This is a genomic window from Micromonospora carbonacea (genome assembly GCF_014205165.1).
GTDB lineage: Bacteria > Actinomycetota > Actinomycetes > Mycobacteriales > Micromonosporaceae > Micromonospora > Micromonospora carbonacea.
The window spans coordinates 2,596,232-2,622,977 of the sequence record NZ_JACHMZ010000001.1; the positions used below are offsets into that span (position 1 = coordinate 2,596,232).

Genomic DNA, 26,746 nt, shown 5'->3' on the forward strand with positions numbered 1-26,746 from the left:
TTCGAACGGCGTACGGTTCACCCGAACGGTCTGCGGTCGGGGGTCGGTAGGTCCAGACAGGAGGCCCGCGCATGGCGGACGAGAAGCTGCGGAAGCTCCTCTCGCCGGTCCGCCTCGCCTCGCTGACCCTGCGCAACCGGGTCTTCGTCCCGGGCCACACCACCAACTTCGGCCTGCACAACGAGCCCACGGCCCGGCTCGCCGCCTACCACGCCGAGCGGGCCCGCGGCGGCGCCGGGCTGATCATCACCGAGGCGATCCGGGTGCACCCCACCAGCGCCGGACGCAGCATCAGCCTCGGCGCCTTCACCGACGCGAGCGTCCCGGCGTACCAGCGGGTCACCGACGCCGTGCACGCCCACGGCGCGCGGATCTTCGCCCAGGTCATGCACGCCGGCCGGCAGGCCAACGGCGACGCCACCCGCACCGCCGCCTGGTCGTCCTCGCCGGTGGCCTGGGCCGCCGGGGCGCACGTGCCGCACGCCATGGGCCGCCGCGACCTCGCCACCGTCGTCGACGCGTTCGCCGCCGCCGCCCGCCGGATGCGGCGGGCCGGCTTCGACGGGCTGGAGGTCCACGCCGGACACGGGCACCTGCTCCAGCAGTTCCTCTCCCCGCACACCAACCGCCGCGCCGACGACTACGGCGGCAGCCTGGCCAACCGGATGCGGCTGACCCACGAGGTCCTCGCCGCCGTGCACGCCGCCGTCGCCGACCTGCCGGTCGGGCTGCGGATCAGCGCCGACGAGTTCCTCCCCGGCGGGCTCGACCCCGACGCGATGGTGGAGATCGTCACCCGGCTGCGTGCGGAGCACCCGCTGGCCTACGTCCACGTCAGTCACTCCGCCTACCACGGCAGCTGGTCGCTGGCCACCCAGATGGCCGACATGAGCTTCGGGCACGCGCCCTTCCGCCACCACGCCGCCCGGTTCTCCCGGGAGTTCCCCGACCTGCCGGTGCTGGCCGTCTGCCGGCTCGACAGCCTGCCCGAGGCGGCCGAGCTGATCGCGGCGGGGGAGGCCGACCTGGTCGGCCTGGCCCGCCCGCACATCGCCGACCCGCACCTGGTCCGCAAGGCCGCCGCCGGCCGGCAGCACGAGACGCGCTCCTGCCTGGCCTGCAACCAGGGCTGCATCGCCCGCGTCGAGGCCAGCCTGCCGATCACCTGCGTGGTCAACCCCGAGGTCGGCGTCGAACGGGAGTGGGCCTCGGCCCGGCGTCGGCACGTGCCAGCCCGTCGGGTGCTGGTGGTCGGCGGCGGACCGGCCGGCCTGGCCGCCGCCACCGCCGCCCGCCGCGCCGGTCACCGGGTCACCCTCGCCGAGGCCGCCGACGACCTCGGCGGCCAGGTCCGCGTCGCGGCCCGGGTGCCCGGCCGGGAGCGGCTCGGCCTGCTCACCCGCGACCTCGCCGCCGAGGCCCGCGCCGCCGGCGTCGAGCTCCTCCTCGGCCACCGGGTCACCGCCGCCGGGGCACGCGACGGCGGCTACGACGACGTGGTGGTGGCCACCGGCTCCCGCCCCGCCCGCCGCGCCCTGCCCGGCGGGCCGCCCGTGCTCGACCTGTGGCAGGCGGTCGACCTGCTCGCCGCGCCCGACGCCGGCGGCGGCACGTACGTCGTCCTCGACGACGACGGCACCTGGGCCGCGTCCTCCGTCGCCGAGGCGCTGGCCCGGCGGGGCGCCCGGGTGCACCTCGTCTCCCCGACGGCGAGCCTCGCCGCCCGGATCACCACCTACTCCCGACTGGCGCTGCTGCGGCGCTTCACCGAACTCGGTGTCGTCGTCCATCCACTGCGGACCCCCCGCGTGGTGGACGGCGGCACGATCGCCCTGACCGGCCCACTGGCCGGCGTCGACGTGCCCGTCGACGACGTCACCGCCGTCGTCGACGCCGGAGCGCCGGCCGCCGACGACACCCTGTTCCGCCACCTGGACGCGGCACCCGACGGACCCCGGATCCACCTCGTCGGTGACGCCAACGCACCCCGCACCACGCTGGAGGCGGTCTACGAGGGCCGGTACGCCGGCGCGTTCCTCGGCCGCCACGACAGCCCCGACGCCGCCGCGGTGGCCCTCGCCTACTGACCACGTCGGTGGCGGACCCCCGCCGGCGCCGACCCGAGCATCCCCTCACCGAGCCGCCCGCCTCACCGGGCCGGCGCGACGCAAGGAGATCCCCATGCTGGACATCGAGGATCGACTCACCCTCGACGAACGCTCCGCCGTGGACTTCGTCCTCGGCCTGCGCAAGCGCTGGGCGGACACCGTCTACCCCGCCCTGACCCGGGAGTACGCCGCCACCGGCGAACCGGCGGCCACCATCGCCGACGCCGGCGCGACCCTGCGCGACCTGCCGCTCTACCCGTGGTTCAGCCACCTGGAACGGGTGCAGCAGAAGATGCTGTGGAAGACCGCCGGGGAGGCCGTCCTGGGCCGCCGCGACGAGCTGGCCGCCCAGCTCGCCGAGGTGCCGGCGCATCCGCTCGGCGCGCTCACCCTCGACCCCGACCTGGACCTGCCCTCGTGGTACACCGACTACGACATCCACATCCAGCCGGGCGGCTTCTTCTCCGACGACATGTCCGCCTACGTCTACGAGTTCGGCGCGCGCATCGTCATGCTGCGCGACAACGACGGCTACAAGTTCCACCGGCTGTTCACCGAGACCGCGCTGCCGGACCTGCCGGCGGCCACCCGGGTCGTCGACATCGGCTGCGGGTTCGGCAAGAGCACCCGCCCGCTGGTCGGCCGCTACCCGTCGGCGCAGGTCGTCGGCGTCGACCTGGCCGCGCCCGGGCTGCGCCTGGCGCACGCCGAGGCCGAGGCGCAGGGGCTGGCCATCGACTACCGGCAGGCCGACGGGCGGGCCACCGGCCTCGACGACGCCTCCTGCGACGTCGTCACCGGCACGATGGTGCTGCACGAGATGCCCGCCGAGGCGATCCGGGAGACGATCGTCGAGGCGGCCCGCCTGCTCAAGCCCGGGGGCGCGCTGCGCTTCCTGGAGTTCCAGCTCACCGGCGACCCGCTGCGCGACGCCACCGTCTACGAGCACGCCGAGCGCAACAACGAGCCGTTCTTCCACGCGCTGTTCGGTTCCGACCTGCTCGCCGTCTGCGCCGAGGCGGGCCTGGTCGACGCGAGCTGGACCCCGTTCGACGAGCGCCGCGCCGGCGTACGCCCCGAGGGCTGGGGCGACCGGGTCGAGTGGCACTTCCCCTGGGCCGTGCTGGCCGCGACGAAGCCGGAGGCGTGATGAGCACCGAGTTCGACTACTTCGGCGACCCCCGCCTCGGCAAGCTGCTCGACCTGGTGCTGCAACTCTCCACCGAGCTGCACGTCGACCGGCAGCGGCTGCGGGCGCTGGAGCAGCTGCTCGTGCGCCGCGCCGTGCTCGGTCCCGGCGACCTCGACGGCTTCACCGCCGACGCCGACGGGCAGGCCGTGCTCGACCGGGAACGCGACCTGCTGCTGACCCGGCTGATGCGCATCCTCACCGAGCAGGGCCCGGCCGAGCACCCGCTGCGCGACCAGTGGGAAGCGGCCCTGAGCGGCAAGAGCGGCTGATGGACGCCGCCCGGCTGGTCGACCACTACCTGCAACTCTGCGAGGACCGCGACCTCGACCGGGCCGGTCGGCTGCTCGCCCCGGGGGCGCTGATCGTCTTCCCCGGCGGGCGTCGCTTCGCCACCCTGGCCGAGCTGGCGGCGGCGTCGGGGGGCACCTACCGGTGGGTGCGCAAGCACCGCGACCGGTACCTGGTCGGCGTCGCCGCCGCCGACGGCGTCTCGGTGACCTCCCTCGGCCGGCTGTACGGGCAGTGGCCCGACGGCGAGCCGTTCGACGGGATCCGCTACGCCGACGTGTTCGTCCTGCGCGACGGGCTGATCGTCGAGCAGCACGTCTACAACGACCTCGCCACCGCCGTGGCGCGGCGGGACCCGTCCCGCTGACCCTCCCCGGGCCGCCCGGCCCACCCGGCCGTGCCACGGCCGGCCCCACCGAACCGTCCCACCCGCCGCGTGGATCCCGCGCGGTCGATCTTCCCTACCCGAAAAACCCTGAGGACGAGGTGTCGATATGAAGCAGAAGTGGGGTGTGCTGCCGGCGGTGTTGGTCGCCGCGCTGGCCCTGGCCGGATGTGGGGGCTCCGGCGACGACGCGGCCGCCAAGGAGGGGGAGCCGGCGAAGCTGACCTTCGCCATCGCCTCCGCGGTCATCGGTCCCAAGGAGGAGGTGGCCGTCTACGCGGTCGCCAAGGAACTCGGCTACTTCGCCGAGGAGAAGCTCACCGTCGAGACGATCAACACCGACGGCTCCGTCGCCGCCCTCCAGGCGGTCGCCTCCGGCAGCGCCGACCTGACCGCCGCCGACAGCGGTTCCATCCTCGGCGCGGTCGAGAAGAACGTGCCGGTCAAGGCCATCGGCGGCCTGGTGCAGAACTGGCCGTGGGTGATGGCGGTGAAGCCGGACAGCACGCTCACCGGCGGCGCCGACCTCAAGGGCAAGAAGATCGGCGTGATCAGCCTGGCCTCCGGCTCCGCGCCGTACGCCCGGGCCTTCGTCGCCGCCGCCGGCCTCGACCCCGCCAAGGACGTGGAGCTGCTGCCGGTCGGCGTCGGCGCGCCGGCCGCCGCCGCGCTCAACGACGGCAAGGTCGACATGCTGGCCCTCTACACCCAGGCGTACGCGGTGATCGAGAACTCCGGGATCACGCTGAAGTACCTCGACAACCCCGACGCCTTCGACGGCATCCGGTCGCTGAGCTTCGCCGTCGGCGCCCGCAAGCTCGACGACAACAAGGACGTCTACACCCGGTTCATGCGGGCGGCGTACAAGGCGATGCTGTTCTCCGCGAAGAACCCGGAGGCCGCCATGCGGATCGGCTACCAGGTGTTCCCGCAGATCCTCGCCGGCAAGCAGGCCGCCGACCAGCTGCCGGCCGACACCCGCAGCCTCACCGCCTGGCTCAAGACGGCCACCCCGGCCTCGGGCACGCCCGAGCAGTTCGGCGACTGGGGCGCGATCAGCGACCAGGAGTGGACCAAGACCCAGGCGTACACCAAGGAGGCCGGCCAGATCACCGGGGACGTGCAGCTCGGCGACGTGTGGGAGCCGGGCCTGCTCGCCGGGGCCAACGACTTCGACAAGGCCGCGGTGCTCGACAGGGCCGCCAACTACCCCGCCAAGTAGCGGCAGCGGACGCGGAAGGGAATGCGATGGCCATCAAGGCGATGGGTCGCCGGACGCAGCAGCCGGCAACGGTGTCGGAGGACTCCTGGATCGAGGTCGCCGGCCTGGACAAGCAGTACCAGCCGCGCCGGTCGGCGCCGACCCAGGCCCTGCGCGACATCAACCTGACCGTACGCCGGGGCGAGTTCATCTCGGTCGTTGGCCCGTCGGGTTGCGGCAAGACCACCCTGCTCAAGATCCTCGCCGGGTTGAGCCCGAAGACGGCCGGCACGGTGCGGATCGCCGGCACCGAGGTGGTCCGCCCCCTCCGCGAGGTCGGGATGGTGTTCCAGGCCCCCACGCTGCTGCCCTGGCGCACCATCTTCGACAACGTCATGGTGCCGGCGGAGATCCAGAAGCTGGATCCCGCCCGGCACCGGGCCCGCGCCCAGGAGCTGCTGGACATGGTGGGCCTGACCGGCTTCGAGCGGAAGTACCCGCACGAGCTCAGCGGCGGCATGCAGCAGCGTGCCGGCATCTGCCGGGCGCTGGTGCACGATCCCGCCGTGCTGCTCATGGACGAGCCGTTCGGCGCGCTCGACGCGATGACCCGCGAGTACATGAACGTCGAGCTGCTGCGCATCTGGCGGGAGAGCGGACAGACCGCGGTGCTGGTCACCCACTCCATCCCGGAGGCGGTCTTCCTCTCCGACCGGGTGGTGGTGCTCAGCCCCCGCCCCGGCCGGATCGCCGAGATCCTCACCATCGACCTGGACCGGCCCCGCGACCTGGGCGTCATGTCCTCGGACCGGGCGGGCGTCTACGTCGAACGCATCCGCCGCCACTTCAACGCCGCCGGCGTCATCGACTGAGGAGGTGCCGCCATGGCAGACACCGAGGTAGTGGAGACCACCGCCCCGGCCCCCGGGCCGACGGCCCCCCGGCGACGCCGGGTCGACCTGCGCGAACGTCCCCAGCTCTGGCTCGTCCCCACCGTCTTCGTCGTGGTCGTGCTCGCCTGGGAGTACGGCACCCGGCTGCTGGACGTCGACGAGTACGTGCTGCCCCGCCCGTCCCAGATCGTCGAGGCGCTGCACCGGCAGCTCACCGACGAGCAGTTCTGGGGCCACTTCTGGGTCACCAGCCAGGAGGCGCTGCTCGGCTTCGCCATCGGCGTCGGCGCGGCCGTGCTGCTGGGCACCTTCATCTCCCAGATCAAGGTGGTCGAGGCGACCCTGATGCCGTACATCGTGGCGTTCCAGACCGTGCCGAAGGTCGCCCTCGCGCCGCTGTTCGTGCTCTGGTTCGGCTTCGGGCTCACCAGCAAGGTGGTCATGGCCGCCGTCATCTCGTTCTTCCCGATGCTGGTCAACGTCATCGAGGGGCTGCGGGCCGCCGACGCCGACCGGATCCAGATGCTCACCGTCTTCGGCGCCAGCCGGGCGCAGATCTTCCGGATGGTGCGGCTGCCCAGCGCGCTGCCGTTCATCTTCGCCGGCCTGGACATCGGCATCGTCTTCGCCATCCTCGGCGCGGTCGTCGGCGAGTTCATCGGCGCGAAGGAGGGCCTGGGCTACCTGCTGCTGCAGACCAACTACAACTTCGACATCGCCGGCATGTTCGCCGTGCTGGTGGTGCTGTCGGTGATGGGCCTGCTGGCGCACTTCCTCATCCGGCTGTTGCAGCGCCGGCTCGCCTTCTGGGCCGAGGACACCAAGGTGATCGGCGCATGAGCGGCACCGGCGACGCCTTCCGCCTCGACGGCCGGGTCGCCCTGGTCACCGGCGCGGCCCGGGGCATCGGCGCGCGGATCGCCGCCACCCTCGCCGCCCGGGGCGCGGTCGTCGCCCACGCCGACCTGGCCGACGTCGACGACCCCGGCGGGCCGCACAGCCGCCACCGGGTCGACATCCGCCAGGCGGGCTCCTGCGCGCGGCTGGTCGCCGGGGTCCTCGACCGGCACGGCCGGCTCGACCTGCTGGTCAACAACGCCGGCGTGGTCCGCCGGGGGCCGGCGGCCACGATGACCGAGGAGGACTTCGCCACGGTCCTGGACGTCAACCTCACCGGCACGTTCCGGATGTGCCAGGCGGCGTACCCGGCGTTGCGCGCCGCCCGGGGCGCCGTGGTGAACCTCGGCTCGACCAACGGGCAGATCGCCGTGCTGAACACCGTCGGCTACTGCGTCAGCAAGGCCGGCGTGCTGCACCTGACCCGGGTGCTGGCCCTGGAGTGGGCGCGCGACGCCATCCGGGTCAACGCCGTCGGCCCGACCATCGTCCCCACCGACATGACCACCGACGTGCGCGGCGACGCCGCGTACCTCGCCGAGAAGCTGGCCACCATCCCGCTCGGCCGGATGGCGCACCCCGACGACGTCGCCAACGCCGTCGCCTACCTGCTCAGCGACGCCGCCGCGATGGTCACCGGCCAGACCGTCTTCGTCGACGGCGGCGTCACCATCCACTGAGCCCCGCGGAGGAAACCCATGCCCCACCCGGACACCGCCGCCGCGCTCGCCGCGGTGGACACCCACTTCGACGAGTTCGTCGCCGAGCTCCAGCAGCTCTGCCGCATCCGCAGCCGCCGGCAGGAGCCCGACCAGATGGCGGCCACCGCCCGGTTCATCGCCGACTCCGTGCACCGCTGGGGCGGCCAGGCCGAGATCATCGAGTGGGAGCAGTCCCACCCGTACGTGCTGGCCGAGATCCCCGGCGCGGGGCGGCGTCGGCTGCTGCACTTCACCCACTACGACGTCGAGGTCGAACCGGCCGGCGACGACGCCGACTGGATCAGCCCGCCGTACGCGGCCGAGATCCACGACGGCCGCCTCTACGCCCGGGGCGTCGCCGACGACAAGGGCGCGTTGATGTCGCGCATCCACGCGGTCGCCGCCTGGCGGCTGGCGGGCCTGACCCCGCCGGTCACCAGCCGGTTCATCTTCGAGGGCAAGCAGTGGCTGCACAGCCCCGGCCTCGGCTCGTTCTGCGCGGCGCACGCCGACCGGCTGGCCAGCGACGCGGCGCTGTGGGAGAACTCGTGGCGCGACGGGCAGGACCGGCCGCTGCTCAAGCTCGCCGAGAAGGGCGTGCTCTACCTGCGGCTCACCGTCCGCACCCTGCCCCGCGACCTGACCAGCCAGAACACGGCGCTGCTGCCGGCCGCGACGGCCCGGCTCGCCGCCGCCCTGGCGCAGTTGCAGCGCCCCGACGGCACGGTCACCGTGCCCGGCTTCGCCGACGACGTGCGCCCGCTCACCGACGCCGAACGCGACCTGCTCGCCGAGGTGGAGTTCGACGGTGACTTCCTGCGCGAGCGGGCCGGCGTGCGCGGCTTCACCGGCGGGCTGGACGACCGGCAGGCCGCCGTGGCGATCCGCACCGTGCCGACGCTGACCGTCGCCGGCATCGCCGGCGGCGACATGCGCGACGACGTCACCCTGGGCATCCCCGCCACCGCCGCCGCGAAGGTCGAGATCCGGCTGGTGCCCGGCCAGGACCCGCAGCGGGTGCTCGCCGCCGTCCGCGACCATCTCGCCGCCACCGGCTTCGGCGACGTCGGCATCGAGGTGATGGCGACCAGCCGGCCGAACATGACCGACCACCGCGACCCGTTCGTCGCCCTGGTCGCCGACGCCGCCCGCCGGGCCTACGGCGCCGAACCGGTGATCGAGCCGTACACCCAGTGGATCGGCAACCAGGGTGCCCTCGCCGCCCGGCCCATCGTCGGCGTCGGCGTGTCCCGCGCCGACTCCGGGGTGGACGGGCCCAACGAGAACATCCGCCTCGACGACTACCGCGACGGCATCAGGCACGTCATCGAGGTCATGGCCGCCCTGGCGGTGACCGGGTGACCCGGGTCCGGGGCCGCGCCGCGCGCGGCTACGTCGACCTGCCCTGGGGCCAGGTCCACTACCGGCACGCCGGGACGCCGGGACGCCCGGCCCTGCTCGTCGTGCACCAGTCGCCGCTGTCGTCGGCGACCTACGACCTGGCGCTGGCCCCGCTGGCCCGGCGCGGGCTGCACGTCGTCGCCGTGGACACCCCCGGCTTCGGGATGTCCGACGCGCCGCCGCAGCCGTGGACCATCCCGCAGTACGCCGCCGCCCTCTGGCAGACCGCCGACGCCCTCGGCCTGGACCGGGTGCGCCTGCTCGGCCAGCACACCGGCGCGGTGATCGCCGCGGAGGCCGCCCTGCGGGACCCGCGCCGGGTCCACCGGCTCATCCTCCAGGGCCTGCCGCTCTACGACGACGCCGAACGCGCCCGCAAGAAGGTGACCTACGCCCCCGGCTACACGCCGGACCGCGACGGGTCGCACCTGCGGGTGATCTGGGACCGGGTCTGGGGGCTCTACCCCCGGCTCAGCCCCGAGGAGGCGGACCGGCAGGTCGCCGAGTACCTGATGACCGGGCCGGACTACGCCACCGCGTACCGGGCCGTCTTCGACCACCGGCTGGACACCGCCGCCCTGGCCGCCGTGCCGACCGTGCTGCTGCACGGCGCCGACGACCTGGTCGACCGGATGACGCCCGTGGTCCGGGCCGCCCTGCCGCACGCCCCGCTGGTCACCATCCCCGGCGGCACCGACTTCGTCTCCGACGAGCAGCCGGAGGCGTTCGCCGACGCCGTCGCCGCCCAGTGCGACCTCGACGCCCCGGCGGTGACCCCGTGACCCGGTCCCATGTCCGGCGCTGAGCCCACCGTGGTGGCGGCCCCGGCGGGGGTGGGCCCACCGGTGGAACCGGCCGCGCTCGCCGCCGGGCTCGGCGCGGTCTACCTGCTGTGGGGCTCCACCTATCTGGGCAACCGGGTGGCCCTGGAGAGCCTGCCGCCGATGGTCTCCACCGCCGGCCGGTTCCTCGCCGCCGGGGCCCTGGTGCTCGCGGTGGTGGCGGCGCGCAACGGCCCGGCCCGGGTGCGCCTGCCCCGCGACCGGTGGCCCGGCGTGCTGGCCGGCGGCCTGCTCATGGTCGGGGCGGGCAGCGCGCTGCTCGCCGTCGGCCAGCAGTACGTGTCGTCCGGCCTGGCCTCCCTGCTCGTCGCCGCGATGCCGCTGTGGGTGCTGACGATCCGCCTCGGCGGCGGCCAGCGCCCCCGGCCGGCTGCCGTCGTCGGGGTCCTCGGTGGACTCGCCGGGCTGGCCCTGCTGGTGCTCGCCGGGGACCAGCGCCTGCACCTGGCCGGCATCGCCACGATCGTGGCGTCCACGATGGTCTGGGCGGCCGGCTCGACGCTGACCCAGCGGCTGCCCGCCCCGGCCGACCACCTGGTCGGCACCGGCTGGCAGATGCTCGCCGGCGGCGCGGCCGTGGCGGTGGCCGCGTGGCCGGCCGGCGAGTGGCACCGGCTGCGCCCGGCCGAGGTCACCGGCCGCTCCTGGGTCGCCTGGACCTACCTGATGCTGGTCTGCACCGTCGTCGGGTTCAGCGTCTACACCTGGCTGCTGCGCCGCGCGCCCCTGCAACTCGTGGCCACGTACGCCTACGTGAACCCGGTGATCGCGGTGTTGCTGGGCATGGTGGTGCTCGACGAGCGGCTCACCGGCCGGCAGGTGCTCGCCGGCGTCGTCGTGCTCGCCTCGGTGGCGCTCGTCGTCGCCGTGGAACGGCAGCGGCAGTTGCGAGGATTGCCGCCGGGCACCCCCGCGACACCCCCGTGACCGGCGGCCCTGCCCTTCCGCCCGCGTCCGCCCACAGTGAGGACAGACATGACCACCACCCCCCTCGTCGCACCCGATGACCGGCGGGTCCGCTCCGGCCTCGGCCGGGCCCTCGACGTCATCAACATCATCGCCGCCCGGGCGCCGGAGACCCTCGGGGTGTCCACCATCGCCCGCGAGCTGGGGCTGCCGAAGGCGGTCGCGTACCGGATCCTGAAGGAGCTGGCCGCCGACGAGTTCCTCGACTTCGACGAGGACACCAAGCGCTACCGGCTCGGCGCCGGGGCGCTCGCGGTGGGCCTGGCCGCCCTGCGCGCGCTGGACGTCCCGGAGATCGCCCGCCGGTACCTGGTCCGGCTGGTCCGCCGCACCGGCGAGACCGCCACCCTGTCGGTGCGGCAGGGCTCGATCCGGGTCTACATCGACCAGGTGCTCTCCCCGCACGAGGTCCGCATGTCGGTGTCCCTGGGCACCAGCCACCCGCTGCACTCCGGCTCGTCGTCCAAGGCGATCCTCGCGGCGCTGCCCGCCGTGGAGCTCGACGAGTACCTGGCCCAGCCGCTGGAGCGGGTCACCCCCTCGACCATCACCGACCCGGCCGTGCTGCGCGCCGAGCTCGCCCACATCCGCCGGCAGGGCTACGCGGTGAGCATCGGGGAGCGGCAGAACGGCGCGGGCAGCGTCGCCGCCGCCATCCGGTACGGCACCGGCCAGGTCTTCGGCTCCATCTCCCTGTGCGGGCCGCAGGACCGGTTCACCCGGCAGGTCTGCGCCGACCACGGGGCGCTGGTGGCCGCCGCGGCCGCCGACGTCTCCGCCGAACTCGGGTTCCGCCCGCCGGCCGCCCCGGCCGGCGGGGGAGAGGAGTGACCACCGTGACCGCCCACCCCACGCCCGCCGACGGCCCGCTCGCCGGGCTGCGCGTGCTGGACGCCTCCACGATCCTCGCCGGGCCGCTGTGCTGCCAGATCCTCGGCGACTTCGGCGCCGACGTCGTGAAGATCGAGCACCCGACCGCCGGGGACAGCATGCGCGGGCACGGCAAGGCCAGGGACGGCCATCCCCTGTGGTGGAAGGAGATCTCCCGCAACAAGCGCACCGTCGGGCTGAGCCTGTCCGCCCCGGAGGGCGCGGCGCTGCTGCTGCGCCTGGCCGCCCGGGCCGACGTGCTGGTGGAGAACTTCCGCCCCGGCACGCTGGAGCGCTGGGGGATCGGCCCGGCGCAGCTGCACGCGGTCAACCCCGGCCTGGTCATCGCCCGGATCACCGGCTTCGGCCAGACCGGCCCGTACGCCTCCCGCGCCGGCTTCGGCACCCTCGCCGAGGCGATGAGCGGCTTCGCCCACCTCACCGGCGCGGCCGACGGCCCGCCCACCCTGCCCGCGTTCGGCCTGGCCGACAGCATCTGCGGCATCGCCGCCTCGTCGGCGGTGCTGATGGCGCTGCGCCACCGCGACCGCACCGGCGAGGGGCAGGTCGTCGACCTGAGCCTGCTGGAGCCGATCATGACGGCGGTCGGCCCCGGCCCGACCGTCTACGACCAGCTCGGCGTCGTCGAGCAGCGCAACGGCAACCGGTCGGTCAACAACGCGCCCCGCAACACCTACCGCACCAGCGATGGGGCGTGGGTCGCCGTCTCCACCAGCGCCCAGGCCATCGCCGAGCGGGTGCTGCGCCTGGTCGGCCACCCCGAGGTCGTCGACGAGCCCTGGTTCCGCACCGGCGCCGGCCGCGCCGGGCACGCCGACGAGCTCGACGCGTACGTCGGCGGGTGGATCGCCGAGCGCACCCGCGACGAGGTGAGCCGCGCGTTCGCCGAGGCCGGCGCGGCCGTCGCCCCCGTCTACAGCGCCCGCGACATCGTCGAGGACCCGCACGTGCGGGCCACGGAGATGCTCACCACCGTCGACGACGCCGACCTCGGGCCGGTGCGGATGCACAACGTGATGTGGCGGATGTCCGCGACCCCCGGACGGATCCGCTTCACCGGGCGCGCCCTCGGGGCCGACACCGAATCCCTGCTGATCGACGAGCTCGGCTGCGACCCGGCCGAGATCGCCGATCTCCGAGCCCGCCACGTCGTCGCCTGACGACCTGGCCGAACCGCTGAAACGTGAGGAACCGTGACGACCACCGCCCGCCACGCCGACCGGCTGCTCGACGCCGTCCGCGCCGGAGTCGAGATCTACGACCTCGGCCGGCTGCTCTCGATCGGCATGCCCCAGTCGCCGAACCACCCGCCGTTCTGGCTGACCATGCCGCGCCGGCACGGTGACATGGTCCGCGCCGACGGCGGCTCGGCGGCCAACGACCTGCTGGTGATGGGCACCCACGTCGGCACGCACGTCGACGCCCTCGCCCACGTCTCCCACGACGGGCTGCTGCACGGCGGCGCGGACGCCGCCGCCGCCCAGTCCGGCGGGCGGTTCACCGAGCTCGGCGTGCACACCGTCGCGCCGATGGTCCGCCGGGGCGTCCTGCTCGACGTGCCCGCCGCCCTCGACCGGCCCGACTGCCCGGCCGGCTACGAGATCACCCCCGCCGACCTGGACGCCGCCGTCGACCGGCAGGGCACCCCCGTGGAGCCCGGCGACGTGGTGCTCGTCCGCAGCGGCTGGGGCCGGCACTTCGACGACCCCGACCGCACCCGCTACGTCGGCCACGACTCCGGCGTGCCCGGCGTGGGCGCCGACGGCGCGCGGTGGCTCGCCGCGCACGGCGTGCACGCCGCCGGGGCCGACACCATCGCCTTCGAGTGCCTGCGCCCCGGCCAGGGCCACAGCAGCCTGCCCGCGCACCGGATCCTCCTGGTCGAGCACGGCGTCTACCTGATCGAGGCGATGGCGCTGGAGGAACTCGCCCGCGACGCGGTGCACGAGTTCACCTTCGTGCTGGCCCCGCTGCCCCTGTACGGGGCCACCGGCTCGCCGGTGCGTCCGCTGGCGGTGGTGGGCCGTGGCTGAGCCGACCCTCGGGCGGGCCCTGGCCGCGTTCGCCGCCGACACGCCCGCCGCCGCGCTGCCCGCCGCCGTCGTCGACAGCGTCCGCCAGCGGGTGCTCGACGTCGTCGGGCTCTGCGTGGCCGCCGTCGACCTGCCGAGCAGCCGGGCCGCCCTGGCGTACGTCCGCGACCAGGGCGGGCGGGGGCAGGCCCGGGCGATCGGGGTCGCCGACCCGGTGCCCGCCGCGCTGGCCGCGTTCGGCAACGGGGTGCTGGCGCACTCGCTCGACTACGACGACACCCACCTGCCGTCGGTGCTGCACCCGAGCGCGTCGGTGGTGCCGGCCGCGCTCGCCGCCGCCGAGCTCACCGGCGCGTCCGGCCGGGAGACCGTCGCCGCCGTCGCGGTGGGCCTGGAGGTGTGCGTGCGGCTCGGCATGGCCGGCTACGACCGCGCCGCCGGCAACTCGGTCTTCTTCGAGCACGGCCAGCACGCCACCTCCATCTGCGGCACCCTCGGCGGGGCGGTCGCCGCCGCCCGGCTGTTCGGGCTGGACGCCGGGCGCACCCTCGACGCGTTGGGCGTGGCCGCCTCGATGGCGGCCGGGCTGATCGAGGCCAACCGCACCGGCGGCACCGTCAAGCGGATCCACTGCGGCTGGGCGGCGCACTCGGCGGTGAGCGCGGCGGCCCTGGCCCGGCACGGCGTCACCGGCCCGCCCACCGTCCTGGAGGGCCGGTTCGGCTTCTTCGAGGCGTTCCTGCGCGGCGAGTACGACCCGGCGGAGATCACCGCGGGGCTGGGCGTCGACTGGGCGGTGCCGGACATCTTCTTCAAGCCGTACCCGGCCAACCACTTCACCCACGCGGCCATCGACGCGGCGCTGGCGCTGCGCCGCCGCGGCGTGCGCCCGTCCGACGTGGAGTCGGTGACCCTCGGCGTGCCCACCCCGGTCATCCGCACCATCGGGCAGCCCATCGACCGCAAGCGCCGCCCCACCACCGGCTACGAGGCCCAGTTCAGCGGCCCGTACGCGGTCGCCGCCGGCCTGCACGGCGGCGGGGTGCTCGGCGTCGGCCCGGACGACTTCACCGACGCCCTCGCCGTCGAGGAGTCCCGCCGGGCCGTGATGGCCCGCGTCGACGTGGTCCCCGACGAGCGCTGCGACGCGATCTTCCCGCACCAGTTCCCGGCCGTGCTGCGCGTGGTCACCCGCGACGGCCGGGAGTGGACCGAGGAGGTGCTGGCCAACCGGGGCGGCCCGGCCCGCCCGCTGACCACCGCCGAGCTGGCCCTGAAGTTCCGGCACAACGTCGCCGGCCGGCTGCCCGCCGACGTCGCCGGGGCCGTCGAGCGGGAGATCGCCGCCCTCGACACCGCCCCCGACGTCCGGCGGCTGGCCGGTCTGCTCGCCGCCGCGGCGGCACCCGACACCCGACAGGAGTGAGCGCATGACGACCTTCGACCTGCTGCTGCGCAACGTGCGCCTGGTCCGGCACGACCGGTCCGACACCGAGACGGTGGACATCGGCGTCACCGCCGGCAGGGTCGCCCGGGTCGCGCCGGGCCTCGACCCGGCCGACGCCGCGACCGTGCACGACGGGCAGGGGAAGCTGGCCTTCCCCGGCGTCGTCGACGCCCACCAGCACTGGGGCATCTACCACCCGCTCGCCGAGGACACCGCCTCGGAGAGCCGCGCCAGCGCCCAGGGCGGCGTCACCACCGCCCTGACCTACATGCGCACCGGGCAGTACTACCTCAACCGGGGCGGCCGGTACGAGGACTTCTTCCCCGACGTGCTCGCCGCCAGCGCCGGCCGCTCCCACATCGACTACGGCTTCCACCTGGCCCCGATGATGCGCGAGCACATCGACGAGCTGCCCGACCTGGTCGACCGGTTCGGGGTGACCTCCTTCAAGATCTTCATGTTCTACGGCGGGCACGGCCTGCACGGCCGCTCGGCCGACCAGAACTCGTTCCTGATGATCCCCGAGGGCGAACGCTACGACTACGCCCACTTCGAGTTCGTGATGCGCGGCGTGCAGGCGGCCCGGGAACGCTTTCCCGAGCTGGCCGACCAGATCTCCCTGTCGCTGCACTGCGAGACCGCCGAGATCATGAGCGCCTACACCCGGCAGGTGGAGCAGGAGGGCCGGCTGCGCGGGCTGGAGGCGTACCACGCCTCCCGGCCGCCGCACTCCGAGGGGCTCGCCGTCTCCATCGCCTCGTACCTGGCCCACGAGACGGGCCTGCCCACCATCAACCTGCTGCACCTGTCCTCGGCCAAGGCGCTCGACGCGGCCCTGCGAATGGCCGAGGCGTTCCCGCACATCGACTTCCGCCGCGAGGTGACCATCGGGCACCTGCTGGCCGACATCACCACCGCGCACGGCCTCGGCGGCAAGGTCAACCCGCCCCTGCGTCCCCGCGCCGACGTCGAGGCGCTCTGGGGGCACCTGCTCGACGGGCACGTCGACTGGGTGGTCAGCGACCACGCCTGCTGCAAGGACGAGGTCAAGTTCGGTGAGCCCCGCGACGACGTCTTCGTCGCCAAGTCCGGCTTCGGCGGGGCCGAGTACCTACTGCCCGGCCTGCTCACCGAGGGCCGCCGCCGGGGCCTGCCGCTGTCGCGGGTCGCGGAGCTGACCTCGTGGAACCCGGCCCGCCGCTTCGGCCTGGCCGGCAAGGGCGCCGTCGCCGAGGGCTACGACGCCGACCTCTGCCTGGTCGACGACGACCACACCTGGACGGTCCGGGCCGCGGACTCCGAGTCCGCCCAGGAGTACACGCCGTTCGAGGGCTTCGAGCTGACCGCCCGGGTCACCGACACCTTCGTCCGGGGCGAGCACGTCCTCGTCGACGGCAAGGTCACCGGCAGCCCGCAGGGCCGCTACGTGCCCCGGGCCGGGCGGTAGCGCCGTGCCCCCCGTCGCCCGCAGCTACCTCTACGTCCCCGGGGACCGGGAGGAGCTGCTGCGCAAGGCCCCCGGCCGGGGCGCCGACGCGCTCGTGCTCGACCTGGAGGACGCCGTCACCCCGGCCCGCAAGGACGAGGCCCGCCGGGCGGTCGCCGCCGCGCTGGCCGCCCCGACCACCACCGAGACCTGGGTACGGATCAACAGCGACCAGGTCGACGCGGACGTCGCGGTGCTCTCCGCGGCGGCGGCCGGGGTGTGGGTGCCGAAGGCGGAACCGGAGCTGCTGGCCGAGGTCGACCGGGCGCTGGCCGGGGCGGAACGCCGGCTCGGGCTGCCCGGGGCCACCTTCGCCGTCGTCGCCCTGATCGAGACCGCCCGGGGGATCCTCACCTGCCCGCAGGTCGCCGCCGCGCCGAGGGTGCTGCGGCTCGGGCTCGGCGAGGCGGACCTGGCGGGGGAGCTGGGCCTGCAACCGGGGCCGGACCGGGCCGAACTCGCCCCGATCCGCTCGCAGGTCGTGGTCGCCTCCGCCGGGGCGCGGATCGTCGCGCCCGTCGGCCCCGTCGAGACGACCCTGCGCGACCCGGACCGGCTGGAGGCGGGCACGCGGACGCTGCTGCGCCAGGGGTTCCGGGCGCGCAGCGCCATCCACCCCGGCCAGCTCGCCACCATCAACGCCGTCTTCACGCCCGGCCCGGCGGAGGTGGCCGCCGCCCGGGAGGTGGTCGACGCGCTGGACCGGGCCGCCCGCGACGGCTCCGGCGTGGCGACCGACCCCCACGGCAGGCTGCTGGACCGGGCGGTGGTCCGCGCCGCCACGGAGGTGCTGCGCCGCGCCGAGCGGCACGCCGGCTGAGCCGCCCCGGCGGTCAGCCCGCCGCCCGCACGGTGAACGGGGCCCGCAGCAGCGTCTCCTCCCGCGACGACGGGCCGACGAGCAGCGTGAAGTCGCCCGGCTCGACCACCCGCACGCCCCGGCCGTCGACGAGGGCGCAGTCGGCGACGGGGACGTCGATGCGGACGGTCGCGCTCCGCCCGGGCTCCAGCGCCACCTGGCGGAACGCCTTGAGCTCCCGCTCCGCCCAGCTCACGGAGGTGACGTCGTCGCTGACGTACGCCTGGACGGTCTCCAGGACCGGCCGGGCCCCGGTGTTGCGGACGGTGACCTCGGCGCGGACGGTGTCCGTCGGCGCGAGCTCGCCCGGGGCGACCCGCAGGTCGGCGTACTCGACGGTCGTGTAGGACAGGCCGTCGCCGAAGGCGAAGGCGGGGCGCTGGGTCAGGTCGGCGTACCGGGAGCCGTGCTGGCCACGGATCTGGTTGTAGTAGGTGGGCTGCTGCCCGACGTGCCGGGCGAACGAGATGGGCAGCCGCCCGGCGGGCTCGACGAGGCCGAGCAGCAGCTCGGCGACCGCCCGGCCGCCCCGCATGCCCGGGTTGGCCGCCCAGAGCAGGGCGGCGGCGTCGAGCGCCGAGTCGGGCAGCACCAGCGGCTTGGACGCGAGCAGCACGACGACCATCGGCGTGCCGGTCGCGGCGAGGGCGTCCAGCAGGGCGATCTGCCCGCCGACCAGGTTGAGCGTCGCGGTGCTGCACCCCTCGCCGACCAGCTCGATGCGGTCGCCGACGACCGCGACGACGTAGTCGGCCCGCTCGGCGGCGGCGACCGCCTCGGCGATCAGCGCCGCGTCCGGCGGGCAGGGCAGGACGACCTGCGGGCGGGGCTGGCCGTCGGGGAACAGCGCCCCCTCGGGGTCGGGGGCCATGGTGAGGATGTCGGCGCCGCGCGCGTGGGTGACCGCCCAGCCGTCGGGCACGTGGTCGCGCAGCCCGTCGAGGACCGTGGTGATCATGTCGCGGGGCTGGCCGTCGCGCATCCAGTCGGCCTGCCCGGAGGAGCCGGCCCAGTCGCCGAGCTGGGTCTGCGCGTCGTCGGCGAGTGGGCCGACGACCGCGACCGTACGCGGCGGGCCGCCGTCGCCCCGGGCGCGCCCGGCGGCGTCGGCCGTGAACCCGCCCGCGAGCGGGAGCACCCCGTCGTTGCGCAGCAGCACCAGCGACCGGCGGGCGACCTCCAGGTTGAGCGCGGCGTGCGGCGCGCTGCCGATCACCGCCCGCTGCCGGGCGACGTCCGGCCGGCGGGGGTCCTCGAACAGGCCCAGCTCGAACTTCAGGGCCAGGATGCGGGAGACGGCGTCGTCGAGGTCCGACTCGACCAGCAGGCCCCGCGCGACCGCCTCCTGGGCGCCCTGGAAGAACTGCGGGGTCGTCATGATCATGTTGTTGCCGGCCCGCACGGCCGCGGCGGCGGCGTGCGCGTGGTCGGGCTGCACCCGCTGCTCCCAGACCATCCGGCCCACGTTGTCCCAGTCGGTGACCAGCATGCCCGGCCAGCCCCACTCGCCGCGCAGCACGTCGGTCAGGAGCCAGTCGTTGACGGTGATCGGCACGCCGTCGGTGCTCTGGTAACCGAGCATGAAGGTGCGGCACCCCTCGCGCGCCACCCGCTCGAACGGCGGCAGGAACCACGCGCGCAGCTTGCGCCGCGACAGGTCCGCCTCGGTGGCGTCCCGGCCGCCCTGGGTCTCCGAGTAGCCGGCGAAGTGCTTGGCGGTGGCCAGCACGGCGGTCGGGTCGGCCAGGTCCGCGCCCTGGTAGCCGCGCACCATCGCGGCGGCCAGCTCGCCGATCAGGAACGGGTCCTCGCCGAACGTCTCGTCGACCCGGCCCCAGCGCAGGTCCCGCGCGATGCACAGCACGGGGGAGAAGGTCCAGTGCACGCCTGTCGGGGCGACCTCGACGGCGGTGGCGCGGGCGACCCGCTCGACGAGCTCCGGCGACCAGGTGGCGGCCATGCCGAGCTGGGTCGGGAAGATCGTCGCGCCGGGGAAGAACGAGTGCCCGTGGATGCAGTCCTCGCCGACCAGCAGCGGGATGCGCAGCCGGGTGCGGGCGGTCAGCTCGTGCGCCTCGACCACCCGCGCGGGGGAGGTGTGCAGGATGGACCCGACGTGCTTGCCGAGGATGTGGTCGGCCAGGTCGCCGTGGGAGTCGAGCTGCATCATCTGGCCGACCTTCTCCGCCAGGCTCATCCGCCCGAGCAGGTGGTCCACCCGCTGCGCGGTCGGCCGGGTCGGGTCGAGGTGCGGCAGGTCGGCGCTGATCGGGTCTGCGATGCTCCGGGACGCGGTCACCGCCCGACCGTACACATCCGCGCGCCGTCCCGGGGCCCGCGCCGGTGGCCGCGCGGCTCAGAGCACGATCTGGCGCGGGTCGTCGATCTCCCGGACGCCGGTCCCCTCCAACCGGGCGAGGGGGTCGGCGTCGCGCAGGGCCCCGAACGACAGCAGGGTGAGGGCCTCGACGCGGGTCACCGGCACCTGGTAAGTCCGGTACGCGCCGTACGAGAACGCCGCCGGCACCAGCTCCAGGCCCGCGATCAGGTCCGCCTGGCTGAGCAGGTACGCGGTGGCGGAGAGGACGCCGTCCGCCCGGACCATCGCGACGACCTTCCAGAACTGCCGGGGCAGCTGCACGCCCCGGTACGGGTCGTCGTCGTCGGCCAGGACGGGGCCGGTGAAGACGCTGACCCTGAGGTCGAGGTTGTCCGCGTTCTCCAGCAGGTAGTCCTCCAACCCGGCCCAGGTCGTCTTGTTCTGGTTGAAGTCCTCGTGCTGCGGCGAGCAGTTGGTGAAGTGGAACGTGTCGTCGTTGGCGGCCTTGGCGACGGCGCGCGACGCGCCCCAGGCGGGGTCGAGCCGGCGGACGAGGTGGCCGCGGTCGAGCGGGTTGGCGGCGTACACCTCCTCCCCGGTCTGCTCGTCGGCGGCCACCCGTGGGTCGAGCGTCCACCGGTCGGGCTCCCGCCGGAGGCGGACGCTGGAGTTGCCGTCGATGTTGACGGCGGTGAAGAACGCCAGCCGGCGCAGCCGGTGCAGCACGACGCTGAAGTGGTGGTACGGCAGCACGTACCGGGGCCCGGCGGTGGCCTGCCGGTTGACCGCCGCCAGCGGCACCTGGCCGGCGGCCAGGGCCGGCAGCGGCACCGGATGGCCCCCGCCGAGGAAGAGCGGGTCGTAGCCCGCCCGGTCCGGGTAGCCGGGGTCGACGCCGGCGGCCTCGCGCCCGGCGGGCGGGCCCGCCACCAGGCCGGTCGGCCCGGCCGCCGCGAGGCCGACCGGGCGGCGGGGCGCGTGGCCGTCGAACGGCGCGACCGGGCCGGGCCGGGCGAGACCGGCCGGGCCGGGAAGCTGCTCCGCCGGGCCGGTCGAGGGCAGGGTGCTGCCGGTGGCGAAGAGCCCGTCCAGCAGGAGCTGCCGCGCCGGGGGCAGGGACTGCCGCCGCAGGAAGGCCAGCAGCCGGCTGACGCGCAGCCCCTCGTTGACGATGCCGCCAAGCTCGTCGTGCCCCGGCGCGGGGGTGCTGGCGTGGTGCAGCGCGACGACCTCCCACTGGTCGTTGAACACGGGCGAGCCCGACGAGCCGGGCTGGGTGTCGGTCTCGTAGTGCAGGAAGCTGTCGACCACGTCGACGACCCGGTTCTCGCGCAGCGCCACCTGCTTCTTGCCCCCGCACGGGTGCTGCACGATGCTCACGAAGTCGCCGACGATGGCCTTGCCCTCGGACTCGATCAGCCGGTTGAAGCCGAACGGGCCCAGCTCGGCCGGTGCCCCCGCGACCGCCACCAGCGCGAAGTCAAGCTCCGCGTCGGCGAGGAAGAAGCGCCCCGGGTCCAGGGCGAACGCCCGCAGCGGCAGCGGGGTCCCGTCGGGGCCGTCCTGGTAGTCGAACTCGATGCCGCTCTGCGCGGCGACGTCCGCGTCGGGCAGCACGTGGTGGTTGGTCAGCAGCAGTTCGGCGGTCACCATCGAGCCGGTGCCGTAGCCCGTGAGCCGGCCCCGCCCGTCGCGGATGTTGACCCGGCCCACCGCGCGGGCGGCGACGGCCCCGCCTTCGAGGTAGGCCACGCCGAGCAGGTCGTCGGTCTGGATGATGCGTTCGAGGGTGACGCCCGCCGCCGTCACCGCGGCGGCGTCGCCGGCCCGGATCGCCGCCGGGTTGATCGGGCACACGTCCGGGTGGTAGCGGCTCAGCCGGTCGATGCGGGTCGCCACCCGTTCCGGCTCGTCGGCGCGGGCCAGCCCGCCGGGGCGGCGCAGGATCTCGATCCGCTCCCCGCGCGCGGGGGTCCTGCCGGCCACCCGCGCCGCGACGGCGTCCTGCTGTCGCCCGGCCTGCGTGGTCCTCAGCTCCATGGTCGACCTCACGTCCCCCGTCACCGCAGCGTCGCGCCGCCGCGGGTCGGAGCAGGGGTGCCGCCGGCCGGCACGGGCCAGACTACGGCCGATCCCGGCCGGCGGCGGCCGTTCGCGCAGATCGGCCGGGCCCGCCCGACGCCGCGCCCGACCCGGTGCCGACGCCGCGCCCGGTTACGTCCGATCCGGTGCCGACGCCGCGCCCGAACCGGCCCGGCGGGTGCCGACGGAGAGGGCAACTTCGCGCACAGACGCCGGCGTCCGCGCCGACTAGCGTCGGCCCTGACCCCCTGCCCACGGGCCCGGGACCGGTCGGACGAGGGGAGCGAGCCCATGGTGTTCCCGGCGCTGCAATGGCCGATGACGCTGGCGCTGGTGGCCGTGACGTCCTACCACGGGTTCCGGTTCGTGGGCCTGGCGTCGGCGGGGGCGGGCCGGGCCGTCCGGGGCCGGCTCGCCGAGGGCGTCCACCTGCTCATGGGGGTGGCGATGACCGCGATGGTGTGGGCGCTCGGGGTGCCGCCGGCGGTGTGGGCCGTCCTGTTCGTGCCGGCCGGGCTCTGGTTCGCGGCGCTGACGGCCCGCCGCCCGGCGGCACGCGGCTCGCGGGCGGTCACCGGCTACTTCGCCCTCGCGTCGGCGGCGATGGTGTGGATGACCGGCCTGCCGGGCGGCCACGCCGGGCCGCACGGCCAGCACGGCGCGGCCCCGCCGGTGGGCTGGTGGCCGTCGCTGGTCAGCCTGGCCCTGGGTGGTTACCTGCTGCTCGCCGCGGGCTGGTGGGCGGCCCGGGGCGTACGCCTGACCCCGGCCTGGCGCGACCACGTGCCCGCCGGCCGGCCGGCGGCGGCCGGGGCGCGGGCCGAGGGCCTCTGCCACGCCACGATGGGCGTCGTCATGGGGCTCATGCTGCTGGCGACGGTGTAGGCCGGCGTCGAGGCGGGAACCGGGGTGAATCTTGGAAGATTCCGGCCCCCGGAGGGGCCCGTTGCTTCCAAGATCTCTTATCTCCGGCCCGCGCCGGCCCGCGTCGGCGCCGGTGTGGCGTCCGGCCGGGTGGTCGCGGCGGGGCGGTCGGCCCGGGCGGGGCGGTTCTGTCGTCGCCGCAGCACCAGCCACGTGCCGAGGACGATCAGGGAGATCAGCGGCGCCGGGTGGCCGAGCAGCGCGGCGACGGCGAGGTCGGCGGCCACGCCGACGACGGTGGCCACGAAGACCCAGCGCGGCGCGGTCCCGGCGGCCTGCCGCCGGTCCGCCGGCATCCAGCGGGTCGTCGACCAGGGCTTGGCCACGGACACCCAGGCCTGGAAGGCGATGGCGCCGGCCATCAGCGCCGACCCGACGGCCAGCGGCACGGCGGGGCCCCGCCCGCCGGTGGCGGCCGCCGCGGCGGAGTCGGCCAGCGCCGCGCTGAGGACGAAGATGCCGAGGTGGAGCTGGGCCAGGGTGATCACGAACTTGACCAGCACCCAGCGGTAGCGGAAGAACCCCCACGGGGTCGCGGCGGCGAGCATGAACCCGGTGAACGCCGAGGCGTTGGCCAGTGGCGCGAGCAGGCGTCCGTCGAGCACCTGCGCCATGGAGGTGGCGGCGACGGCCACCTCCCGGTCGGGCGTGGTGAGGCTGGTGGTGAGCAGCACGCAGAGGGCCAGCGCCTGCGCCATCCAGCCCACCGAGGTCGTCACGTGCAGCCACAGCGCGAGCTGACGCCAGCGCCGTACGGAGAGCGAAGCCATGGGCCCACGCTCGCAGTGGGCCGCCCGGCCGGCCAGGGGAGAAAACCCGGGACCGGCGGGCCGGCCACCCCGGACCCTTCTCGGGGGATCCCCTACGGACGGGCGAGGGGGCGCAGGTCCGCGCCCGGGCGAACCGTCGCCGCCGGGGCGCCCGGTCGACAGGCGGTCACGCCGCGTCAACTGTCGGCTACCCGACATCCGTCATCTCGATGGGTGGGACGCGCCTTGCTACCCTACTAAACCTACCGGCAGGATAGGAAATCGAAGGCCGGCGCGTACGCGCTGGTCAACGACCTGCCGCAGTCGGGGACGACGCGGCCCCCGTACCGAAAGATGGGATCTCGATGACCGTCGCGCACCCCGTCGCCGCCGAGGAGGTCGCGCTCGGCGGCGGACGGTCGCCCGCCCCGCCGGGCCGCCCGCCCGCCCCCGACGTCGTGGGACGCCTCACCCGGCCGCTGCCCGCGCTGCTGCTCGTCGGCCTGCTCGCGGCCGGCTGGCAGCTCATGGCCGACGCCTCCGGCAGCGCGCTGATCCCCGGCCTCGGCGACGTCGCCCGCGACCTGGTCGACATCGCCGCCAGCGGCGCGCTGTGGGAGAACGTCCGCGTCACCCTCACCCGGGTCGCGTTGGGCTTCGCGGCGGCGTTCGTCGTCTCCGTCGCCGCCGGCATCGCGATGGGCCGCAGCGAGTGGCTACGCCGCTTCCTGGAGCCCGCCGTCCTCATCGGACTGGCCACCCCCGGCCTGGTCAAGGCACTGCTGTGCGTCATCTGGTTCGGGGTGAGCCTGCTCAACCCCATCCTCACCGTGGCGCTCGCGGCGGCCCCCGCGCTGACCATCAACGTCGCGCAGGGCGTCCGCTCGGTCGACCCGGCGCTGGGCGAGATGGCGCACGTCTACCGCCTCGACGCGCTGACCCGGCTGCGGTACGTGTGGCTGCCCGCCATCGTCCCCGACCTGTTCACCGGGGCGCGCCTCGGCATCGCGATGGCGTGGAAGGTCATCGTGCTGGTCGAGATCTTCGGCCTCGCCGACGGCGTCGGCTACCAGCTCAACCTGGAGTTCTCGCAGCACAACGTGGCCGGCGTGCTCGCCTGGACCGTCGCCTTCGCCCTGGTCATGGCCGTCATCGAGTACGGGCTGCTGCAGACCCTGGAGCGCCGCGCGGTGCGCTGGCGGCGGGTGGCGCTGCGATGAGCGTCCGGATCAGCCTCGACGGCGTCGACAAGGCGTTCACCGACCGGCGCACCGGCGAGCGGCAACAGATCCTCCGCGACTTCTCCCTCACCCTCGCGCCCGACGAGCTGGTCGCCGTCGTCGGCGGCTCCGGCACCGGCAAGACGACCCTGATGCATCTGATCGCCGGTCTGGAACGCCCCGACGCGGGCACCGTCTCCACCGGCGGCGGGCGGCCCCGCCTCGGCATGGTGTTCCAGCAGCCCCGCCTGCTGGACTGGACCTCCGTCGAGACCAACGTGCGGCTCGCCGCGACCGCGGCCGGCGTCGACCCCGCCGAGGTCGCGCCGATCCTCGCCGCCGTCGGCCTGACCGACTACGCCCGGTCGTACCCGTCGGTGCTCTCCGGCGGGCAGCGCCAGCGCGTCGCCGTGGCCCGCGCGTTCGTCGTACGCCCGGAGGTGCTGCTGCTCGACGAGCCGTTCAGCGCGCTGGACGAGCTGACCGCCCGCCGCCTGCGGCTGCTGTTGCAGCAGCTCTGGCTGCGCGCCCCGCGCACCGGCCTGCTGGTCACCCACAACGCGCTGGAGGCGGCCTTCCTCGCCGACCGGGTGGTGGTCCTCGGTGGACGCCCCGCCGAGGTGGTGCAGGAGTACCGCATCGACCGCCCGCGCCCCCGCAGCCCCGAGGACCCCGAGCTGTTCGACGTGCACCGCCGCATCGTCGCCGCCCTCACCTGAGCCGCCCTCACCCGAGCCGCCCCACCTGAACCCGCCCCACCCCCGGCGCGGCCACCGGCCCGCCGCCCGCACCCCGCGAGCCGGGGCACCCCTGAGTCACCTGGAAGGAACCCCCGTGTCCACGACACCCCTCACCCGACGATCCCTGCTGCGCGCCGCCGGGCTCCTCGCCGGCGGCGCCGGCGCGGCCACCCTGCTGACCGCCTGCGGCGTCGACGAGCCGGCCGCCGCCGGTGACGGCACCCGCAGCGCCAAGGTGCAGCCCCGCAGCCCCGGCACGGCGGGGGCGATCCGCGACTCCGTCGCCGAGCAGTTCGGCCTGGAGGCCAAGCACGGGCTCCGCCTCGACCGCAGGGCCGGTGGCGGCCCCGGCGCGGGGCAGGAGCAGTTGCTCACCGGCGTGCTCGACATCTACGCCTTCGGCCCGCTGGGCGCGACCGAGGTGAACACCAGCGGCCACGACGTGGTCATCGTCGGGCCGTCGCTGTGGAACCACGGCCGCTGGATCGTCCCGGCCGACAGCCCGTACCAGAGCATCGCCGACCTCAGGGGCAGGAAGGTCGGCGTGCAGCCGCCCAGCAGCGACACCTACCGGGCGGCGGCGCTCGCCTCGGCGGTCAACGGCATCCGCTTCGACCGGGAGTTCAAGCTGTTCACCGGGCAGCCCATCGCCAACCTCGCGCTGTACGAGCGCGGCGACCTCGACGCGATCATCGCGATCGAGCCCAACGCCACCCGCCTCGTCGGCGCCGGCAACCGGCAGCTCGCCTCCGTCGGCGAGCTGTGGCAGAAGGGGACCGGCGACAGCAGCCCGCTGTTCCTCAACGGCACCGCCGTGCGCCGCGACTGGCTGGCCGCCAACCGGGAGACCGCGAAGGCGTACGTCGACTTCACCCTGGAGGCCTGGCGGCTGATCAAGCAGGACCCGACGCTGATCGGCAGGTACCACGCCGACTACGGCGTCCCCGCCGAGGAGAAGCAGGCCATCGAGCTGCTGCCCGGCCGGCTCGCCCCCGTCTACGCCGACGGGTGGGACGACACCGTCTTCGCCAACCTGGAGAAGCAGATCGACCTGGCCATCGAGGTCGGCGTGCTGAAGAAGCGGGCCGACAAGCCGGTGTACGAGAAGCTCTGAGCCGGCG

At 74.9% G+C, this 26,746-nt stretch carries 24 protein-coding genes; 21 read left to right on the top strand and 3 right to left on the bottom strand.

The features are described from left to right. Nucleotides 1–71 precede the first annotated feature (71 nt). The 17 genes from HDA31_RS11240 (at nt 72) to HDA31_RS11320 (ending at nt 17,551) form a co-directional block, all read left to right on the top strand. Nucleotides 72–2,087: an oxidoreductase gene (locus tag HDA31_RS11240; protein ID WP_178065017.1), complete on the top strand. Its 2,016-nt coding sequence runs from the start codon at nt 72–74 to the stop codon at nt 2,085–2,087. 94 nt (nt 2,088–2,181) lie between these two features. Continuing rightward, a complete protein-coding gene (locus HDA31_RS11245) occupies nt 2,182–3,258 on the top strand; it encodes a class I SAM-dependent methyltransferase (protein ID WP_178065018.1) in 1,077 nt (358 codons plus the stop codon). Continuing rightward, on the top strand, nt 3,258–3,569 hold the full coding sequence (locus tag HDA31_RS11250; RefSeq protein WP_074473163.1) for a hypothetical protein: 312 nt from the start codon (nt 3,258–3,260) through the stop codon (nt 3,567–3,569). Before HDA31_RS11245 ends, HDA31_RS11250 begins: the two co-directional genes overlap by 1 nt. Next, the gene (locus HDA31_RS11255) at nt 3,569–3,955 is read left to right on the top strand and encodes a nuclear transport factor 2 family protein (RefSeq protein WP_178065019.1); all 387 of its coding nucleotides are present in this window, start codon (nt 3,569–3,571) and stop codon (nt 3,953–3,955) included. Before HDA31_RS11250 ends, HDA31_RS11255 begins: the two co-directional genes overlap by 1 nt. A 127-nt stretch (nt 3,956–4,082) precedes the next feature. After that, the gene (locus HDA31_RS11260) at nt 4,083–5,195 is read left to right on the top strand and encodes an ABC transporter substrate-binding protein (protein ID WP_178065020.1); all 1,113 of its coding nucleotides are present in this window, start codon (nt 4,083–4,085) and stop codon (nt 5,193–5,195) included. A 26-nt stretch (nt 5,196–5,221) separates the two neighbouring features. Beyond that, nucleotides 5,222–6,046, top strand: coding sequence for an ABC transporter ATP-binding protein (locus HDA31_RS11265; protein WP_176734786.1), 825 nt, complete (start codon nt 5,222–5,224; stop codon nt 6,044–6,046). 12 nt (nt 6,047–6,058) lie between these two features. Then, a complete protein-coding gene (locus tag HDA31_RS11270; RefSeq protein ID WP_178065021.1) occupies nt 6,059–6,907 on the top strand; it encodes an ABC transporter permease in 849 nt (282 codons plus the stop codon). Next, nucleotides 6,904–7,644, top strand: coding sequence for an SDR family NAD(P)-dependent oxidoreductase (locus HDA31_RS11275; protein WP_178065022.1), 741 nt, complete (start codon nt 6,904–6,906; stop codon nt 7,642–7,644). The genes HDA31_RS11270 and HDA31_RS11275 overlap by 4 nt, the downstream gene beginning before the upstream one ends. Nucleotides 7,645–7,662: 18 nt before the next feature. Continuing rightward, entirely contained in the window at nt 7,663–9,027 is a 1,365-nt protein-coding gene (locus tag HDA31_RS11280) for a M20/M25/M40 family metallo-hydrolase (RefSeq protein ID WP_178065023.1), read from the top strand. Then, on the top strand, nt 9,024–9,848 hold the full coding sequence (locus HDA31_RS11285) for an alpha/beta fold hydrolase (RefSeq protein WP_178065024.1): 825 nt from the start codon (nt 9,024–9,026) through the stop codon (nt 9,846–9,848). Before HDA31_RS11280 ends, HDA31_RS11285 begins: the two co-directional genes overlap by 4 nt. A gap of 9 nt (nt 9,849–9,857) precedes the next feature. Next, complete coding sequence (locus HDA31_RS11290; RefSeq protein ID WP_178065025.1) at nt 9,858–10,835, top strand: EamA family transporter; 978 nt, start codon at nt 9,858–9,860, stop codon at nt 10,833–10,835. A 48-nt stretch (nt 10,836–10,883) separates the two neighbouring features. Beyond that, nucleotides 10,884–11,705 carry an IclR family transcriptional regulator gene (locus tag HDA31_RS11295; RefSeq protein WP_074473171.1) on the top strand — a complete coding sequence of 274 codons (822 nt, stop codon included), beginning with the start codon at nt 10,884–10,886 and terminating at the stop codon, nt 11,703–11,705. Beyond that, nucleotides 11,702–12,925, top strand: a complete 1,224-nt coding sequence (locus tag HDA31_RS11300) for a CaiB/BaiF CoA transferase family protein (protein ID WP_311774353.1) — start codon at nt 11,702–11,704, stop codon at nt 12,923–12,925. The genes HDA31_RS11295 and HDA31_RS11300 overlap by 4 nt, the downstream gene beginning before the upstream one ends. A 33-nt stretch (nt 12,926–12,958) precedes the next feature. Beyond that, nucleotides 12,959–13,798, top strand: coding sequence for a cyclase family protein (locus tag HDA31_RS11305; protein WP_178065026.1), 840 nt, complete (start codon nt 12,959–12,961; stop codon nt 13,796–13,798). After that, the gene (locus tag HDA31_RS11310; RefSeq protein WP_178065027.1) at nt 13,791–15,224 is read left to right on the top strand and encodes an MmgE/PrpD family protein; all 1,434 of its coding nucleotides are present in this window, start codon (nt 13,791–13,793) and stop codon (nt 15,222–15,224) included. Before HDA31_RS11305 ends, HDA31_RS11310 begins: the two co-directional genes overlap by 8 nt. A 4-nt stretch (nt 15,225–15,228) precedes the next feature. Continuing rightward, a complete protein-coding gene (locus HDA31_RS11315) occupies nt 15,229–16,692 on the top strand; it encodes a dihydroorotase (RefSeq protein ID WP_178065028.1) in 1,464 nt (487 codons plus the stop codon). A gap of 4 nt (nt 16,693–16,696) precedes the next feature. Continuing rightward, a complete protein-coding gene (locus HDA31_RS11320; protein WP_178065029.1) occupies nt 16,697–17,551 on the top strand; it encodes an HpcH/HpaI aldolase/citrate lyase family protein in 855 nt (284 codons plus the stop codon). A gap of 13 nt (nt 17,552–17,564) precedes the next feature. On the opposite strand, the gene HDA31_RS11325 is transcribed toward HDA31_RS11320, so the two are convergent. Then, on the bottom strand, nt 17,565–19,889 hold the full coding sequence (locus HDA31_RS11325) for an exo-beta-d-1,3/1,6-glucosidase (RefSeq protein WP_246383885.1): 2,325 nt from the start codon (nt 19,887–19,889) through the stop codon (nt 17,565–17,567). A 57-nt stretch (nt 19,890–19,946) separates the two neighbouring features. Beyond that, on the bottom strand, nt 19,947–21,950 hold the full coding sequence (locus HDA31_RS11330; RefSeq protein ID WP_178065030.1) for a DNA/RNA non-specific endonuclease: 2,004 nt from the start codon (nt 21,948–21,950) through the stop codon (nt 19,947–19,949). Nucleotides 21,951–22,283: 333 nt separating this feature from the next. On the opposite strand from HDA31_RS11330, the gene HDA31_RS11335 reads away from it, so the two are divergent. After that, nucleotides 22,284–22,877 (top strand): DUF5134 domain-containing protein, encoded by a 594-nt coding sequence (locus HDA31_RS11335; protein ID WP_178065031.1) that lies wholly within the window; start codon nt 22,284–22,286, stop codon nt 22,875–22,877. A gap of 77 nt (nt 22,878–22,954) precedes the next feature. On the opposite strand, the gene HDA31_RS11340 is transcribed toward HDA31_RS11335, so the two are convergent. Continuing rightward, on the bottom strand, nt 22,955–23,686 hold the full coding sequence (locus tag HDA31_RS11340; protein WP_219824901.1) for a hypothetical protein: 732 nt from the start codon (nt 23,684–23,686) through the stop codon (nt 22,955–22,957). A 344-nt stretch (nt 23,687–24,030) separates the two neighbouring features. Between HDA31_RS11340 and HDA31_RS11345 the strand changes: the two genes are divergently transcribed. The 3 genes from HDA31_RS11345 to HDA31_RS11355 all read left to right on the top strand — a co-directional run bounded on the left by HDA31_RS11345 (nt 24,031) and on the right by HDA31_RS11355 (nt 26,739). After that, nucleotides 24,031–24,885, top strand: a complete 855-nt coding sequence (locus HDA31_RS11345) for an ABC transporter permease (RefSeq protein ID WP_219824902.1) — start codon at nt 24,031–24,033, stop codon at nt 24,883–24,885. Beyond that, on the top strand, nt 24,882–25,604 hold the full coding sequence (locus tag HDA31_RS11350) for an ABC transporter ATP-binding protein (protein ID WP_178065032.1): 723 nt from the start codon (nt 24,882–24,884) through the stop codon (nt 25,602–25,604). Before HDA31_RS11345 ends, HDA31_RS11350 begins: the two co-directional genes overlap by 4 nt. Nucleotides 25,605–25,719: 115 nt before the next feature. Then, on the top strand, nt 25,720–26,739 hold the full coding sequence (locus HDA31_RS11355) for an ABC transporter substrate-binding protein (protein WP_178065033.1): 1,020 nt from the start codon (nt 25,720–25,722) through the stop codon (nt 26,737–26,739). Nucleotides 26,740–26,746: the final 7 nt, after the last annotated feature.